Origin of the sequence: Ilumatobacter sp., from assembly GCF_039969435.1 — a bacterium.
In the GTDB taxonomy this organism is placed as follows: domain Bacteria; phylum Actinomycetota; class Acidimicrobiia; order Acidimicrobiales; family Ilumatobacteraceae; genus Ilumatobacter_A.
Genome location: NZ_JBDVNU010000028.1, coordinates 106,246 through 122,734, shown reverse-complemented (window position 1 = coordinate 122,734; position 16,489 = coordinate 106,246). Strand labels below are relative to the sequence as shown.

The window sequence follows — 16,489 nt, the reverse complement described above, 5'->3', positions numbered from 1 at the left end:
AGTGGTCGGACGGCTGTCCGTGATCTCCAGTCAGCCAGCACCGGTGGGCCGGTCGGTAGTGGACGTTGGTCCTAGGACCTCGGGCGGTGCAGGGCCGCGAGGTACTACGACCAAGGTCCACTGTCTCGCGATCGTCGAGGGCGTCAGAGTGGAGCCATGGCGATCAGGAGTTCGCGCGTCGTCGTGGCGGAATGCGCGAGCCGCGGCGGAAAGTACGGTGGGCACGATGTTTCCTCGCGGGCGTAACACGGTTGCTCGAGAGCCCGTGTCCGTGCGAGCGGTCATGCTGCGATTCGCGCTGACGGGGTTCGTCGCACTCGTGATCGTGTCGCTGGTGACCGCATGGGTCAGCCGCAGCGTGGGGACCAAGCAGGCCATCGACGACGCACAACGAGTCGCGTGGGTCAGCGCCCAGGGCATCGTCGCCCCCGTCCTCACCGATGACGTCATGGACCTCGACGCCGACGCGCTCGACGCCGTCGACGACGCGGTGCGCGAGTTCGTCCTGCGCGGATCGCTCGTGCGGGTCAAGATCTGGTCCGCCGACGGCACGATCGTCTACTCCGACGAACCCCGCCTGATCGGCGAACGGTTCGACCTCCCCGAGGACAAGCAGGAGGTCTTCGCCACCGGTGAGAGCCACGCCGAGATCTCCGCTCTCGACGGACCCGAGAACCGTTTCGAGGTCGAAGCGAAGTTGCTCGAGGTGTATTCGCCGATCTCGACCGTCGAGGGCACACCACTGTTGTTCGAGACGTACTTCCGCTACAGCGGGGTGACCGACGTCGGCCGCCGCCTGTGGGGCCAGTTCGCCCCGGTCGCGCTGGGAGCGCTCCTCGCGCTCCAGCTCGCGCAGTTGCCGTTCGCGTGGCGCATGGCAGCCCAGCTGCGCTCCGGGCAGGAGGAACGCGAACTGCTGCTCCGTCGAGCGCTCGACGCCTCGGATGCGGAACGGCGCCGGATCGCCAGTGACCTGCACGACGGTGTCGTCCAGGATCTGACCGGCGTGTCGCTCGGGCTCGCCGCTCTGGGACGGCAGGCACCGATCGAACCGGGCCAGGTGAACGATGCGTCGGCTGCGATCCGCAACAGCGTCAAGTCCCTGCGCTCACTGCTCGTCGAGATCTACCCGCCGAACCTCGCCGAGGAGGGTCTGGAGTCCGCCATCGGGGACCTGCTCAGCGGACTGCCGGCGCGCGGACTGGCGACCGACCTCGTGGTCGAACTCGGTGGCATCGTGCCCGGCGAGGACACTGCGGGCATCGTCTACCGAGTCGTGCAGGAAGCGATCAGGAACATTCTGAGCCATGCCGCAGCGAGTGCGGTTCGGGTGGAGATCCAGCGCACCGACGACGGTGTCGAGGTGCGCATCGATGACAATGGAAGAGGTTTCACGGTGGATGATGTCGCTGAACGATCACGCCGAGGTCACGTGGGGCTCCGTGCGCTCGGCGGACTCCTGGCCGATGCCGGCGGGACCTTCGACGTGTTGTCCGACCCGGCCACCGGCACGAGGGTCGCCGCAACCGTCCCGTTCACGATGGAGACGACGAGATGATCCGCGTGGTGATCGTCGATGATCACGCCGTCGTGCGTTCCGGCCTGGAACAGTTCCTCGCCACGACGGGCGACATCGAACTGGTCGGCACGGCCGCCGACGGTCTGGAGGGTGTCGAGGTGACCGCCGCGACGCTGCCCGACGTGGTCGTGATGGACCTCTCGATGCCGAAACTGGACGGTGTCGAAGCGACGCGTCGGATCACGACGGAGCATCCGTCCAGCCGTGTGCTCGTCCTCACGTCGTTCTCCGACCGCACGAGGATCATGGATGCGCTGTCGGCCGGAGCGGACGGCTACCTGCTCAAGCACTCGGATCCCGAAGCCATCGCCGCGGCCATTCGCAGCGTGCACACGGGCGAGTCCCCCCTTGACCCGAAGGCGGCTCGGGCACTCCTCGAGTCGCGTCGTGCCAGGTCGGAGGCATCGTCGCTGACCGATCGTGAACGCCAGGTGCTCGACCTCGTGCGTCAGGGGCTGGCGAACAAGCAGATCGCCCGTCAGCTCGGCATCAGCGAACGAACCGTCAAGGCACACCTCACCAGCGTGTTCTCGACGCTCGGTGTGAGTGATCGCACGCAAGCGGCCATCTGGGCCAACGAGCGCCTCGATCCCGCCTGAGCCGACCCGACGCCATGCCGATGCCGATGCTCACGCGCGCATCGGCTCACCGAGACCGCGCCGACACTCAGTCGTCGTCGATGTCGTCGGGTTCGTCGACGTCGTTGCGGTCGTCGGAACCCGAGCGGTCATCGCTCGAGCCCGACCCGCTGCCGCCCGATCCCGATCCACCGCCACTCGACCCGGACGAGTCGTCGTCACCGTCGGTCGTGGTCGGCGTCGAGCCGCCACCGGATCCCGATCCGCTGTTGCCGGACCTCGACTCGTCGTCGTCGTCGGTGGTGGTCGGTGAGGACGACCCGCTGTTCGGCGACGTCCCACCCGCCACCGTGGTGATGACCGGTTGATCGTCATCGTCGTCGTCGTCGTGGTCGTCGTCGATCGTGCCGTTCGACGGTGTCGTGCCGCTCTGCGGCGTCGTGACCGGCCCCGACGGCGTGCTCGATGGTGCCGTGGACTGCGGCCCGGTCTCCTTGGTCGTCTCGAGGGCAGCGATCGCGGCGGCGGTGTCGATGGTGGTCGTCGCGGCGATCGTGGTGGACGTCGAGGTCGTCGATGACGAGGTCGTGGTCGCGTCCGACGTCGCCGACGTACGTTCGGAGGTCCCCGGGTTCTGCCACACCGATCGGGTGGTGGCGTCGCCGCCCGCCGGGAACAGGGCGTCGCGCAGGGCGAGCGCGGAACCGGCCGAGCCGAGCGCGACGACGACGAGGAGGACGGTCCCCGTCGCTCGGCGAAGCCTCGTCGAGACGCGCGGCACCGTCACGCTCGGCCCTGGAGGACGGTCTGGTCGCATCCGGATGACGGGAGTCATCGTGGCCGCGGCAGAGTGGCCGCGCCGGGCCCAATCGCGACTGGCCTGAGTGCTCGGTCGCCCCCACGGGCTCGACGGGCTGGCGGGCGTCTCCATGACCTGATTCTGTGCGACGACCGGCGACCGTGCAATCGGACGATGGTCGTAGTACCTCGTCGCGCCGACACCCGTCGAGATGTCGGGGGTTCGTGATGCGGTCGTAGTACCAACGTCCGATGGCGGCTCGGATCCCCACGGGTGTTGCGTGGCGACATGTCCGATTCACCCCAGCGCTACCTGCTGTACAGCCACGACACGTACGGCCTCGGCCACTTCCGCCGCTCCGCGTTGATCGCCGGTGGCATCGTCGCCTCGTCGCCGACCGCTCAGGTGTTGATCGCGACGGGTTCGCCGCGCGCCCAGGCGTTCAGCCTTCCCGAGCGCGTCGACTCGCTGAAGTTGCCGTCGGTGACCAAGGACAGCAGTGGCCGTTACCAGCCGCGCAAGATCACCGCCGACATCGACGAGCTGGTCGACCTGCGGGCCGGCCTGCTGGTCGCTGCATGCGTGCAGTTCCGCCCTGACGTGATCGTCGTCGATCAGGCACCGACCGGCATGGCGGGCGAGCTGATCCCGATGTTGCGTGCCGCACGGCACCTGTCGACGACGCCTCGCCTGGTCCTCGGGCTCCGCGACGTCGTCGACGACGCCGCTGCGGTCGAGGCCCAGTGGTCCCGGCATCACGAGTGGGAGTGGCTCGAGCGATACGACGACGTCGCCGTCTACGCCGACGAGCACGTCCTGAGCACCGCAGCGGAACTGTCGCTGGCCTCGCGCCTGCCGGCGCGTGTCACCCACACCGGCTACGTCGCTCCGAACATGCCCGACCCCACCGACTGCGAGCCGTACGTCCTGGTCACGCCCGGCGGCGGGGGCGACGGTCAGATGTTGATCCGTCGCTACCTCGACGCCGTCGACGTGGTCGCTCGGGCCGGTCTCCGGTCGGTGATCGTGACCGGCCCGCTGATGTCGTCGTCACGTCGCGCCGAACTCACCGTGCGAAGCCACGGCGGGCCGGCGTCCGGATGATCGAGTTCTCCGACAACATGCGCCAGCTCGTCGCATCGTCGGTGGGCGTGGTGTCGATGGCCGGCTACAACACCGTCGTCGAGGAACTGGCGTCGGGAACGCCCTCGATGCTGGTTCCGCGCACGACGCCACGCCTGGAGCAGGACATCCGCGCCCGCCGACTCGGCCCGCACACGAACCTGGAGCGCTGTCCACTCGGTCGACTCACGCCCGCACGACTCGCGGCGTTCGTCGAGCGTGCGAGTCGCGGACGGGTCGTGTCCGAGCTGGATCTCGGTGGTGTGGAGCGGGTCGCATCGCTGCTGCCGGGCACGCCGGCCGAGCCGAAGGAGCCGGCCGGTGTCTGACCGCCTCCACGTCGGATACGTCCTCAAGCAGTACCCGAGGCTGTCCGAGACGTTCGTCCTGAACGAGATCCTCGGTGTCGAGCAACATGACGTGGAGGTGTCGATCTTCTCGCTGCGCCATGCGACCGAGGGCCGGTTCCATCCCGACATCGCCTCGGTGCGCGGCGATGTCCACTACCTGCCGGTGGCGGACAAGGCGGCGTTCCTCTCGGCCGTGCGTGCCTTGCCCGCACTGGACACGGACCGACTCACCGAGGTCTTCGAGTTCGTCGATCTCCTCCCCGCCGACCGTCGAGCTCGCGTCCTGCTCGACGCCGTCGACGTGGCCGATCGGGTGCGTGCCACGGGCATCGACCATCTGCATGCGCACTTCCTGACGGTCGCGGCGCACACGGCCCACATCGTGCATCTCCTCACCGGGGTCCCGTACACGGTGACGGCACACGCGAAGGACATCTATCGCCTCACCGTCGACTGGCCCCTCGCCCGGCGAGTGGCACGGGACGCCGCCGCGGTGATCACGGTGTGCGATGCGAATCTCGAGCATCTCGAGATGCGGCTCGGACCCGATGTCACGGTCCGGCGGATCTACAACGGTCTCGGCGTGCAACCGGTGCCGGCCGGTCTGTCGGACCGGACGCGGCATCTCGTCGTCGGCGTCGGTCGACTCGTCGAGAAGAAGGGATTCGACCTGATGCTCCGAGCCGTCGCCCGACTCGCCCCCGAACTGGACGATCTGCGCTGTGTGCTCGTCGGAGACGGCGACCAACGCCGTGCGCTCGAGGCCCTGGCCGTCCGACTGGGCATCGACGACCGCGTGCACTTCACGGGTCCGTTGCCGCAACCGCAGGTCGCGTCGTGGCTCCGCTGCGCCCATGTGATGGCAGCGCCGTGCCGCGTCGGCGACGACGGCAACCAGGACGCACTGCCCACGGTCCTGCTCGAAGCGCTCGGTGCCGGGCTTCCGGCCGTCACCACACCGATCGCCGGCATCCCCGAGATCATCGAGCACGGAGTCGAAGGGCTGATCGTCGGGGAGGACGACGAGAACGAGCTCGCCGCCGCACTCGCCGGCCTGATGAGCGACGATGCGACGTGGACTGCGATGTCCGATTCCGGCCCCCGCAAGCTCGCGGAGAGGTTCGATCGGGAGTCGACGATCCGTGATCTCGTCGGCGAGTTCGAGTCGGCGACGACCGGCTGTCGTCCACGACCGATCGGAGCCGGTCGATGACCACGCTGCGGATCGCTCAGGTGTGTGCCGATCGTGGGGTCGTACCCGGCGGCACGAAGGGCGCGTCGCAACACCTCCGCGGCATCGCGGGTGGGTTGATCGGCCTCGGCCAACACGTCGAGACCTTCGCAGCACGGGACACCGACGGCGACTTCCCAGCCAAGGTGCGTCGACTCGACGACCTGGCGTCGTGCGCTGATCTCGACGTCGTCTACGAACGCTATTCACTCGGCCATCGCGGCGGCTTGACGACGGCGCGACGCCTCGGCGTGCCGTTCGTCCTCGAGGTCAACGCTCCGCTCGTCGACGAAGCGACCACGCATCGTCCCGAGACCGTCGAGCCCGAACACGGCGAGACCGAACTCGAACTCCTCGAAGCTGCCGACGTGGTGATCACCGTCGCCGGCGAGCTGTCCGACTGGGTCGCGGATCGGCGAGGCGGACCGGTAATCACACAACCGAACGGGTTCGAACCGTCGTGGTTCACCTGGGCCGACGACCCGCACGATCGACCTCGTGGTGCAGCGTTCCCACTCGTGTTCCTCGGCCACCCCAAGCCATGGCACGGCGCAGACCGGATCCTGCCCCTGCTCTCGGAACTCGCGCGGACGGGGCACCGCCCGCGCACGCTCGTGATCGGCGGCGGCCCGGGTGCTGCCCGCCTGCTGGCCGCTGCCGATCACATCCACCTGAGAGGTCAAGTCGTCGTGACGGGTGCGCTCCCGCCCGCCGAGGCGTCGCGTCTGCTGTCCGAGGCTGCGATCGGCCTCGCCCCGTATCCGCGTCGGTCACCGTTCTACTTCTGCCCTCTCAAGGTCATCGACTACCTGGCCGCAGGACTCGCCGTCGTGTCGACCGATCAGGGCGACATCGCCGACCTGGTCGGGGATGCCGGCATCGTGATCGACGATCCCGACGACGACCGGGCACTCGCCGATGCCGTTCGCCTGCTCCTCGACGACGACGACCGCCGCGTCGCGATGGGCCGCGTCGGCCGACGCCGAGCCCGCGAGACGATGACCTGGGCGCACGTGAGCGCGACGACGCTCCAGGCCATCGACCGCGTCGTTCGCGTCGGCGATCTCCGTTCGCACGGAGCGAGCGCGTGAGCACGCGTCGTCGGCTCCTGACGGTCTCGCCGTCCGAACTCCGCCGGGTGTTCCGCGCGTTCAGACCTGCGCTGAGCGGCATGCGCTCGCCGATGCTCGGCGCCGTGATCCTCGCGCTCGCGGTCACCGCCCTCGAACTGTTGAAGCCGTGGCCGATCACGTGGGTCATCGACCACCTGACGAACGCCACCGAACCCGGGGCGATCACGATCGAACCGGTGATCGCGTTCGCTGCCGTCGCCTTCGCCGTACCGGCGCTCATGGGCCTCACCGAGGAACGACTCCAACTCGTCGTCGCCAGGATCAGCCGAAAGGCCACCGTCCGGATCCGCAGCGACGTGTTCGAGCACATCCATCGCCTCGACTACGCCGAGCACCAACGGCACTTCTCCGGTGACCTGCTGATTCGTCTGATGGGTGACGTCAACATGATCTGCGACCTGCTCTTCCCGAGTTGGTTGACGGTGCTCTCGCGCGGCTCGGTGGTCGTCGGCGGCACGATCGTCTTCGCACTGGTCGACTGGCGGCTGCTCAACGTTGCGCTGCTGCCGGTCCCGCTCTTGCTGCTGAGCGTGAAGCACACCTCGTCGAGGGTGAAGGCGGCTGCCGGCAAGTCCCGCAAGAAGGAGGGCGCGATGGCGTCCCGAGCGGCCGAGTCGATCCGGCAGGTCGGCATCGTCAAGGCGTTCTCGGCCGAGACCCGCACCGTCGACGACTTCCGCAGCCGCGCCCGCAGCGCCGAACGATCGACGATGGCTGCCGCGCGTCACGCCGCCCGGATGGGCCGGCTCACCGAGATCCTCACCGGCGCCGGGGTCGCCGCGGTCCTCGTCCTCGGAGCGATGCGCGTGCGCGACGGCTTCATCACTCCGGGCCAACTCGTCCTGGCCATCTCCTACACCCGCATGATCTACAAGCCGATCCGCAAGCTCACCGACGAGGCGGCACGACTCGCCAAGGCGACAGCCTGCGCGTTGCGCGTCCTCGACCTGCTCGAGCAGCCGGCGGAAGACCAGCACCGAGGTGAGCCGTGCACCACACTCGACGGCGACATCGAATTCGACGACATCGGACACCGGTACCACGACGGCCGAGTGTCGCTGACCGGGTTCTCCGCCACGATCCGCGCCGGGTCCCTGACCGCAGTCACGGGCGAGAACGGCACCGGAAAGTCGACGCTGATCGAGCTCCTCCTCCGTCTCCAACGCCCCACGGACGGAACCATCCGCATCGCAGGGCGCTCGATCGACGAGTACGAACTGAACGGATACCGCGAGCAGATCTCCTTCGTGCCCCAACAGCTGACCCTGTTCAGCGGCACGATCCGCGACAACATCGCCTTCGGCAACCCCGACGCGAGCGGCTCGGACATCCTCGCGGCTGCCGAAGCAGCACTCCTGCTCCCGGTCGTCGAGCGACTGCCCGATGGGATCGACACCCGACTCGACGAGGACGGCGCGTCGTTGTCGGGCGGGGAGGCCCGGCGCGTCATGCTCGCTCGCGCCGCCGTTCGACGAGCATCGATCCTGCTCCTGGACGAACCTCTCGTCGGGCTCGACCCCGATGCCCGCAGCCTGGTGGTCGCCGCGATCCGCAACATCGGAGTCTCACGGACCACCCTCATCGTCCATCACGGCGATCTCGACGAACTCGAACCCGACGACCACCTCGATCTCGACGCACGTCTCCGACCGGCCCCCACCCCGCTCGTCGCGGAGACGACCACGCTCGGAGTCCCGGTGTGAGCGTCCCCGCACGACTCGCCGAACTCCTCGACCCCGAAGCCGCCGGAGCCAAGTTCGCCCGCAGTGGCTTCGACGTGGCATGCGTCCGAGCCGACTACGTGCGGTACAAGCCGGACGACACCACCATCGTCAGCTACCTCCTCACGACCCCGCGGGGTGCGACCGAACGCGGCTACGTCCGCTGGTGCACCGACACCGCGGAGGCCGATCACATCGCCGCGAAGGCAGCGACGTTCAGGATGACGACGTCATCGCTCGGCGGTGCCACGACGCGTCTCGACGACCACAGCGTGTTCTATCCGTTCCCCAACGACGCCCGACTCCGACGAATGCGTTGGCACACGACGCCACGAAAGTGGAAACGCACCCTCGAACCGCTCGTCCCGCACCCGACGCAGCTCTCCGCGTCTCGGAGCAGTGTCGACATCCTCCGGTACAAACCCGAGCGCCGTGTCGTGGTCGCCGCGCATCTCGTCACCACGAACCAGCTCCGACGATCCGTACTCGTCCGGTACTCGACGTCCAACCTCGCGCCGTCCATGGCCGCAGTCGCCACGTCGCTCCGTGGATCCGGCGTCGACACACCGCGTCCCCTGATGCAACTCGACGACGGCCGGGTCGGGATCGACGAGTTCATCGACGCGGACGACCTCCGCACGGCGGTCGACGCGCATCGAGTATCGGCGGCAGACGTCGCCCAGGCGATCGGTGCATTCCACGAGGCCCGGGTCGATGCACTGCGCAGACGGGTCGTCGACGACCTCGCCCAGGCGCGAAGCGGCCTGGGCGGTCTCGCCCGGTGGTGTACCTCGACCCAGCGGCTCACCGACGTCATCGCCCGACGACTCGTGCGGTCGATGCCGACCGACACCGGATCCGACGTCCTGCTCCACGGCGACCTCCACGATCGGAACATCATGGTGCGCCCGAGCGGAGCGGTCACGTTCGTCGACCTCGAACGCGTCGCACGGGGGCCCGCGGCCATCGACCTCGGCCGGCTCCGCGGTGCCGGGATCGCCGCCTCCGTTCGCCACCCCGGACTCTCGCTGAACGCCTCGGCCTTCGTCGAACAGGTCATCGAGGACCGCCGGCGTGGACAGCGCCACCCGACGGGCGAGCGCGAGATCGCGTGGCACACGGCCGTCGCCCTCACCGCCCAGGCTCTCCTCGCAGCCCGACACCTCGAGACCGACTGGCGAACCAGCGTCCCCACGCTGCTCGAACTCGCCCTCGCCGAGCTCGATGGCCTCCCCGTCGCATGAACGACCTTCCGCCGATCTGGATGCGGCGGTGGCACACCGCGGCGCCGAGCCCCTCCGGCCCGTGGACCGTGACCGACGGCGACGACCACGGACTCCTGGACCCCGAACGGGGGGTCGTGACGGTCGTCGACCCCGCCGACGACCGCCGACTCCCGGGCCTCGCGGCCGCCCTCGCCGACGGGGGCCGCCTGGTTGCGTACCGACACCACCGTCGCGCCGTCACCCGTGACACGACCTCGTTCACCAAGGTCGTCCGTCCGGACCGAGCCGCCGGCATCGTCCGCAACCACGAGGTGCTGGTCGGTTCCCCCGGCTTCGAGACGCCCCGAGTGCTCCACGCGACCGACGACGGACGAGTCCAGATCGAAACCGTCGAGGGACCCAGCCTCCACGGCCTGCTCCGCGCCGACGTCGACGTCCCCATCCCGGCCGTGGCGACCGCCCTGTCGGCACTCCACGCCGTCTCCCCGTCGGCCACCGTTCCGCCGGCCGAGTTCGACGACCCTGCGCGTTGGATCGCGATCGTGACGCGCATGGAACCCGCTCGTCGCCGGTCGCTCCAGGCGGTGGCCGACGAGTTGCCGTCCGTCGACCCTGCGGGATCTGCCCTCGTCCACACCGACCTCCACGACAAGAACGTCATGTCGACACGGCGCGGCGTGCACTTCATCGACCTCGACGGCCTCGCCGTCGGAGCTCCGGAGATCGACGTCGTCAACCTGGCCGTCCACCTCGAACTCCGAGCGCTGCAGGCCGGGCTCGAAGCGGGTGAGGGGCGCCGCCGGTTCGAGAACCTGCTCACCGCCTACCAGCGCAGACGGCCGCTCGACGCGACCAACGTCTCGGCGATCGAACGGCACACCTGGTTCCGACTCGGCTGCCTGTACCTCTGTCGCCCCTCGGGGCGCCGACTTGCGCACGCGCTCCTCGACCGGGCGGCCCGTCGTGCGGAGCCACTCCCCGGGTGAGGGGACGCGGGTGCGTCGGGTGGGTCGCCGTCCGGTGGTCCTCCAGAACCCCCCCCCCGCTCCGACAGGCCGATCAGACCGGTTCGAGCCGAGCGGGAACCGACTTGTGCCACGGCGTGCCGGCGAAGCGATCGCGATGGAACGAGCCGGTGAGTTCGTTCGGCGCGACGCCGTCGATCACCCGGGCACCGTCGTGGACACGGTCGGTGCCCGTGCCGTTGGGCAGCGAGAGATGGCCGGGGTGCATCCCGCCGTCGACCGCGACCTCGATCGTCGCCTCGCCGCGTTCGGTCACGATGCGGACCCGGTCTCTGTCGGCCACGCCGAGGCGTTCGGCGTCGACGGTCGCGATCCGCAGCGCGTGCTGCCCGGCGCGCCGCCGCCACGCCGGATCGCGGAAGATCGTGTTCGCGGTGAACGACCGACGCTCTCCGGCCGACAACAGGAACGGCCACTCCTCGGTCGGCCCGGGCGGCACACCGAGGTCGTCGAGTTCGGACAACAGCTCGGGCATCGCCAGCTGCACGAGCCCGTCGGGAGTGGCGAGGCGCCGCCACGACGCGTCGTGGTCGTCGTCGGTGATGACGAGGCCGGACGGGCTGTCGATGATCGCGTCGAACAGCCGGTCGGCAGCGTCGGGCCCGTCACCGAAGCCCGCGCGCTGGACGCCCATCGGATTCATCTGCGTCATGCGCCGGGTCACGGCCCACAGGGCGGCGGCGGCGGACGCGCCGTGGGGCAGGGTGGGACCGAGGGTGCGATACAGCAGCACCGGGGCGACGACTCCGAGCGAGGGCGTGGCCGCCAGCGCCGCACCGAAAGCTTCTGCGAACTCGGTACGGCCGACCTCGGCTGCCGCTCGCAACGGAGCGACGTCATCGTCGGTGATCAAGCCGGCCGCCTCGAGGATGCGGGCGTGGATCTCGGGTTCGCCGAGGGGACCCGCCGGTGCTTCCACGACCGGGCGCCGGAGCTGGAAGACGTTCTTGGGGAACTCGAAGTTGAAGAAGGTGGACTCGAACTTCTCGAACTGGGTGGTCGCCGGCAACACGTAGTGCGCCTCGCGGGCCGTCTCGGTCATGAACACGTCGATGACGAGCACGAAGTCGAGCGCTCGCAGCGCTTCGCGCATTCGTGCACTGTCGGCGATCGAGTGGGCCGGGTTGCCGGATTCGACGATCATCGCCCGGTAGCGGTCGGGGTGGTCGGTGAGGATCTCCTCGGGGATCACGTTGCAGGGGACGAGCCCGCCGAGGATCCGCTCACCGGCGACCGGGCTCCGTGGGGCACGATCGGGGTCGAGTTCCGCGGTGGAGGCCTTGACCAGCGGCACCATCGACGACGGGATCTGTTGGCCCCCGTGGTTGGCGAAGTTGCCGGTGAGCGTCCACACGAGTTTCTCGAGGTAGCTGACCAGCGTCGAGTGCCGGTTCATCTGGGTGCCGAGATCCTCGAACACGGCGACACTCGATGCAGACGCGATCCGCCGGGTCGCCCGACGCACGAGGTCTTCGTCGACACCGGAGATCCGACAGTGGGCGGCGATGTCGATCGTGGAGAACCGCTCGACGACCGCCTCGAACCCGCTCGCGTGCTCCGCGAGCCAGGTGGTGGCGGACAGCCCCTCCTGGACGACGATGGCCACCATTGCCGAGAGCAGCCAGGCGTCGCGTCCTGGAGACACCTGGAGGTGGAAGTCGGCGAGCTCGGCGGTCTCGGTGACGCGGGGGTCGATCACGACCATGGACCGTGCGTCGTCGTTGGCGATCGCCTTCAGCGTCGTGCGAGCCCGAGGGACGCCGTGGCTCATCCACGGGTTCTTCCCGACGAAGAACGCGACCTCGCACTCGTCGAACTCGCCGCGCACGGCGTTGCCGAACATGACACCGTTGACCCACACCTCGCCGCTCTTCTCCTGGGCGATGGCACTGCTGCGGAACCGGCCGCCGAAGCCCCTGTGCATGGCGCCGCCGTACGCGCCACCCAGGTGGTTGCCCTGTCCACCACCGCCGTAGTACACGATCTTGTCGCCGCCGTACTCGTCGCGCACGGCGGCGAGACGTTCGGCCACCTCCCGCACCGCAGTGTCCCAGTCGACCTCTTCGTACGTGCCGTCATCGCGTCGTCGCAGCGGGTTCAGCACACGCTCCCCGCGGCCGTTCTGATAGTGGTCGAGACGCAGTGCCTTCTCACACGTGTAGCCCCGCGAGGCCGGGTGCGCCTTGTCGCCGCGGACTCGCTCGAACGTGTGCCCGTCGGTCCCGATGCGGATCTCGACACCGCAGTTGCACTCGCACAGGATGCACGCCGACGTGCGCCACGTCGATGCCCGGTCGGTCCCCGCGTCGGGTTGGGGTTCCGGTTCGATGCCGGTGCCGTCGGGTGCGGTCTCGTCGAGAATGGTCATGATCTGTACCTCGTGATTCTTCGGGTGGCGTTGTCCGGGTGGGGTTGAGGGTGGTGGAGCGGCGTCGACAGCGAGTCGGAGCGCGGCGCGTCGTCTCAGGTCGTCGCGACGGCTGCGCCGGCCTCGTCGACGAGCGACATCAGACGCTCGAGGTCGGCGATCTTGCGGTCGAAGTCGCCGTCGAGGCCGACCCGCAGGGTGGTCACACCGCTGCGCTCGTACTCGACGAGCCGGTCGCGGATCGTTGCGGGAGGGCCGACCAGGTTCGTCCCCGATCCGATCTCGATCGGGACACGGGCGGCGGCCGCCTCCCTGTCCCCGGCGGCCCACAGTCGTTGCACCTCGGCGACGTCGTCACCGAAACCCTGGCGGGCGAACGCATCGTTGTAGAAGTTCTTCGTCGCGGACCCCATCGCCCCGAAGGTGAACGCGTATCCGTCGGCATGACGACGCCCGGCGGCGGCGATCATGGCGGGATCGTCGGCGGTGAACTCCAGGCCGACGGCCACGACCCTGTCGATCGCTTCGGCCGAACGGCCCGCGATCGCAGCACCCTCCTCGATGGGGTCGAAGAAGGCGTCCGCAGTGGCCGGGAAGAACGAGTTGCCGATCCAGCCGTCGGCGAGTTCGCCTGTCAGGCGCAGATTGGTCGGGCCGAGCGAGGCGACGTAGATCGGGATCGGGGCCGTGTCCGCCCGTGACCGGATCGCCTTGCCCTGGCCGTCGGGCAAGGGCAGTCGGTACACGTCGCCGTCGTAGGACAGGCGCTCACCGGAGGTGATCATCCTGACGATCTCGATCGTCTCGCGTGTGCGTTGCACCGGTCGGTCGAACGGCACACCGTGCCAGCCCTCCATCACCTGCGGGCCGCTGGCGCCGATCCCGAGGATCATCCGCCCGTCGGACAGCGTCTGCACCCCCTGCGCCGTCATCGCCAGCATCGCCGGAGTCCGTGCGCCGAGCTGGGCGATCCCGGTGGCGAGCTTGATGCGTTCGGTCACCGCGGCCACGGCAGCGAGCGGTGTGAAGGCATCCGACGCCCAGAACTCCGCCACCCACACCGAGTCGATGCCGAGGCGCTCGGCCTCGCGAGCGAGATCGAGGAAGCGCGGCATCAGCGGGTCGATCGACAGGCCGATCCTGATGGTCATGACGTGGTTCCTCGCGTGGCGGATCGAGGGCTCGACGCGTTCGGTGCCGTGCGAGCCGGGCCTGCGACGTGACGCAGAGACCGAGGAGAACCGGCCCCGATCACGACGATCCTGCCGTCGACTCGGCGACGTCCTTGACGCCGTCCAGCACCGCCTTCATGTTCAGCTCGTGCTCCGCCATGCGATTGGCGACGATGCGCTCCTCCTTCTCCGGCATGCGGTCGATCGCGAAGTTCAGACCGCCTCGACCCGGACCCATCTGGAACCGGTGGCTCAACCTCACGTTGCCGTCGCCGAGGTCGTCGATCGTGTACCGCCAGATCGACGACACGGTGCCCTCGGTGCCGAGCACACTCCATTCGAAGAGACGTCCGGCCTCGAACCCGGTCACGACGCAGGTGGTGCTCCACTCACCGATCGCGTCGTGCGCGCTGTGCCCGACGAAGCGTGCGTCGAGCGACGGGCCGGCGTGACCCTCGACCCAGTCGGCGCCGCTCACCTCGGACGAGAACTTCGACGACAACTCGATGTCGGAGACGAGATCCCACACCACCGAGGCCGGTGCGGCGATGTCGATCGTCGTCTCGGTGGTGGGACAGTCGGCGTACTTCATCGGGGTTCCTCGTTGTCGGCGGGACCGCCATGCGAGTGACGGGTGTGGCGGTCGGGTTCGGCGTGCGGACTCCGAACGTAGTGCATTCCGTCATGGAACTCAAGGCGACGTCATCGGCGACGTCATCTCCGTGTTCGAGTCACCCTTCGCCGTCGACTATCGTTCGTTGCATGATGGAATCTACCACACGCGAGCACGGCGAACGTCACCCCCACGGTGGGGTCGGTACCGAGGTGGTCGACGATCACATCCTCGTCATCACCGTCGACCGAGTCGAGAAGAAGAATGCGTTCACGCCCAAGATCACCGCCGAGTTGGAGGACGCCCTGACCCGTCTCGACGACGACCCCGATCTGTTCGTGGGCGTGCTGACCTTCGCCGGCGACCACACCACGGCCGGTCTCGAGATGCCACTGTTCTTCACCGACGAGGCACGGGCTGCGGCGTCGGAACGCACACGGGCCCAGACCGCCGAGCCGGTCGACCCGTTCGGCCTCGGTCGACGTCTCACCAAGCCACGAATCACCGCGGTGCAGGGCATCACCTTCACGATCGGGATCGAGATCGCCTTGGCCGGCGACATCGTCATCGCCGCATCGGACCTGCGCATGTGCCAGCTCGAACCCAAGCGGGGCCTCGCACCGCTCGGAGGCGCCACCGTGCGATACGTGCAGCGCGCCGGGTGGGGCGACGCGATGTACCACCTGCTCCGCGCCGACGAGTTCGGCGCCGACGAGGCCCATCGGATCGGACTGGTGCAGGAGGTCGTCGAGCCCGGCGTCCAACGCGACCGGGCGATCGAGTTGGCCCGCGAGATGCTGCAGTGCTCGCCGTCCGCACTGCGTCACACGATCGCCAACGCCCGTCTCGCTCTCGACGACGGCGAGCCGGCAGCCATCGCCGCGATCCCGGCGATGTCGGCTGCGGTTCAGGCCACCGACGACTTCCAGGAAGGCTTGGCCTCGTTCGCGGAGCGACGTTCGGCGACGTTCACGGGTCGCTGACGGCCCGATCGAAGCGTCCACATCGACGAGACGTGTGTGTCGTCGCGTCTCGGGGCGTTCGTCGATGAGGATCACCGCCCGGTGGGTCGGTCGGTGGGTCAGATGGTGGCGGGACGATCGCGATCGGCTCGATAGCCGGGTCCGCGGCGCGCCTGCATCTCGCGCACGTCGATGGGGGCGTCACACTCGCTGCACACGACCACGGCCTGCATGTCGTGGTCGCACACGTTGTGGTGCAAGACCAGCGGCGTGCCCTCGGGGCCGCTGAGCCAACGCTCACCCCATGCCGCCATGGCGGCGAGGATCGGGTACACCTCACGACCCTGCTGGGTGAGTCGGTACTCCGAGCGGGGCGGCTTGTCCTGGTATTCGACTCGGCTCATCAGGCCTTCGTCGACGAGTTGGTTCAGCCGACGGGTCAAGATGTTGCGGCCGATCCCGAGCTCGCGTTGGAAGTCGTCGAAGCGACGGGTGCCGAGGCAGGCCTGGCGCACGAGCAGCAGGTTCCAGTGGTCCCCCAGCACCGCCGCACTCCGCGCGATCGTGCATGGCCAGTCGGAGGTGTCGACACGCTTCATCCCGTCAGCCT

15 protein-coding genes are annotated in these 16,489 nt (G+C 68.9%); 10 read left to right on the top strand and 5 right to left on the bottom strand.

The features are described from left to right. Positions 1-283: 283 nt before the first annotated feature. Positions 284-1,558, top strand: a complete 1,275-nt coding sequence (locus ABJK40_RS14115; RefSeq protein ID WP_348478938.1) for an ATP-binding protein — start codon at positions 284-286, stop codon at positions 1,556-1,558. Then, entirely contained in the window at positions 1,555-2,178 is a 624-nt protein-coding gene (locus tag ABJK40_RS14110; RefSeq protein WP_348478937.1) for a response regulator transcription factor, read from the top strand. Before ABJK40_RS14115 ends, ABJK40_RS14110 begins: the two co-directional genes overlap by 4 nt. Before the next feature lie 67 nt (positions 2,179-2,245). Here ABJK40_RS14110 and ABJK40_RS14105 read toward each other — a convergent pair whose 3' ends face one another. After that, positions 2,246-2,944, bottom strand: coding sequence for a hypothetical protein (locus ABJK40_RS14105; protein ID WP_348478936.1), 699 nt, complete (start codon positions 2,942-2,944; stop codon positions 2,246-2,248). Between the two features lie 300 nt (positions 2,945-3,244). Here ABJK40_RS14105 and ABJK40_RS14100 point away from each other — a divergent pair, with 300 nt between their 5' ends. Genes ABJK40_RS14100 through ABJK40_RS14070 form a run of 7 tightly spaced genes read left to right on the top strand, consistent with a single transcriptional unit; the run spans position 3,245 to position 10,725 of the window. Then, positions 3,245-4,060 carry a hypothetical protein gene (locus tag ABJK40_RS14100; RefSeq protein ID WP_348478935.1) on the top strand — a complete coding sequence of 272 codons (816 nt, stop codon included), beginning with the start codon at positions 3,245-3,247 and terminating at the stop codon, positions 4,058-4,060. Continuing rightward, positions 4,057-4,407 (top strand): glycosyltransferase, encoded by a 351-nt coding sequence (locus ABJK40_RS14095; RefSeq protein WP_348478934.1) that lies wholly within the window; start codon positions 4,057-4,059, stop codon positions 4,405-4,407. The genes ABJK40_RS14100 and ABJK40_RS14095 overlap by 4 nt, the downstream gene beginning before the upstream one ends. Next, positions 4,400-5,641 carry a glycosyltransferase family 4 protein gene (locus ABJK40_RS14090; RefSeq protein ID WP_348478933.1) on the top strand — a complete coding sequence of 414 codons (1,242 nt, stop codon included), beginning with the start codon at positions 4,400-4,402 and terminating at the stop codon, positions 5,639-5,641. The genes ABJK40_RS14095 and ABJK40_RS14090 overlap by 8 nt, the downstream gene beginning before the upstream one ends. Beyond that, entirely contained in the window at positions 5,638-6,750 is a 1,113-nt protein-coding gene (locus ABJK40_RS14085) for a glycosyltransferase (protein ID WP_348478932.1), read from the top strand. Before ABJK40_RS14090 ends, ABJK40_RS14085 begins: the two co-directional genes overlap by 4 nt. After that, complete coding sequence (locus tag ABJK40_RS14080; RefSeq protein ID WP_348478931.1) at positions 6,747-8,495, top strand: ABC transporter ATP-binding protein; 1,749 nt, start codon at positions 6,747-6,749, stop codon at positions 8,493-8,495. Before ABJK40_RS14085 ends, ABJK40_RS14080 begins: the two co-directional genes overlap by 4 nt. After that, positions 8,492-9,757: an aminoglycoside phosphotransferase family protein gene (locus tag ABJK40_RS14075; protein ID WP_348478930.1), complete on the top strand. Its 1,266-nt coding sequence runs from the start codon at positions 8,492-8,494 to the stop codon at positions 9,755-9,757. Before ABJK40_RS14080 ends, ABJK40_RS14075 begins: the two co-directional genes overlap by 4 nt. Continuing rightward, positions 9,754-10,725 (top strand): phosphotransferase, encoded by a 972-nt coding sequence (locus tag ABJK40_RS14070; protein WP_348478929.1) that lies wholly within the window; start codon positions 9,754-9,756, stop codon positions 10,723-10,725. Before ABJK40_RS14075 ends, ABJK40_RS14070 begins: the two co-directional genes overlap by 4 nt. Before the next feature lie 73 nt (positions 10,726-10,798). Here ABJK40_RS14070 and ABJK40_RS14065 read toward each other — a convergent pair whose 3' ends face one another. From ABJK40_RS14065 to ABJK40_RS14055, 3 genes are all read right to left on the bottom strand, one after another. After that, the gene (locus ABJK40_RS14065) at positions 10,799-13,132 is read right to left on the bottom strand and encodes a molybdopterin-dependent oxidoreductase (protein WP_348478928.1); all 2,334 of its coding nucleotides are present in this window, start codon (positions 13,130-13,132) and stop codon (positions 10,799-10,801) included. A 95-nt stretch (positions 13,133-13,227) separates the two neighbouring features. Next, the gene (locus ABJK40_RS14060; RefSeq protein WP_348478927.1) at positions 13,228-14,283 is read right to left on the bottom strand and encodes an LLM class flavin-dependent oxidoreductase; all 1,056 of its coding nucleotides are present in this window, start codon (positions 14,281-14,283) and stop codon (positions 13,228-13,230) included. 100 nt (positions 14,284-14,383) lie between these two features. Then, positions 14,384-14,896: an SRPBCC family protein gene (locus ABJK40_RS14055; protein ID WP_348478926.1), complete on the bottom strand. Its 513-nt coding sequence runs from the start codon at positions 14,894-14,896 to the stop codon at positions 14,384-14,386. Positions 14,897-15,066: 170 nt separating this feature from the next. Here ABJK40_RS14055 and ABJK40_RS14050 point away from each other — a divergent pair, with 170 nt between their 5' ends. Then, complete coding sequence (locus ABJK40_RS14050) at positions 15,067-15,900, top strand: crotonase/enoyl-CoA hydratase family protein (protein ID WP_348478925.1); 834 nt, start codon at positions 15,067-15,069, stop codon at positions 15,898-15,900. Between the two features lie 98 nt (positions 15,901-15,998). On the opposite strand, the gene ABJK40_RS14045 is transcribed toward ABJK40_RS14050, so the two are convergent. Further along, on the bottom strand, positions 15,999-16,478 hold the full coding sequence (locus ABJK40_RS14045; RefSeq protein WP_348478924.1) for a helix-turn-helix domain-containing protein: 480 nt from the start codon (positions 16,476-16,478) through the stop codon (positions 15,999-16,001). Positions 16,479-16,489 lie beyond the last annotated feature (11 nt).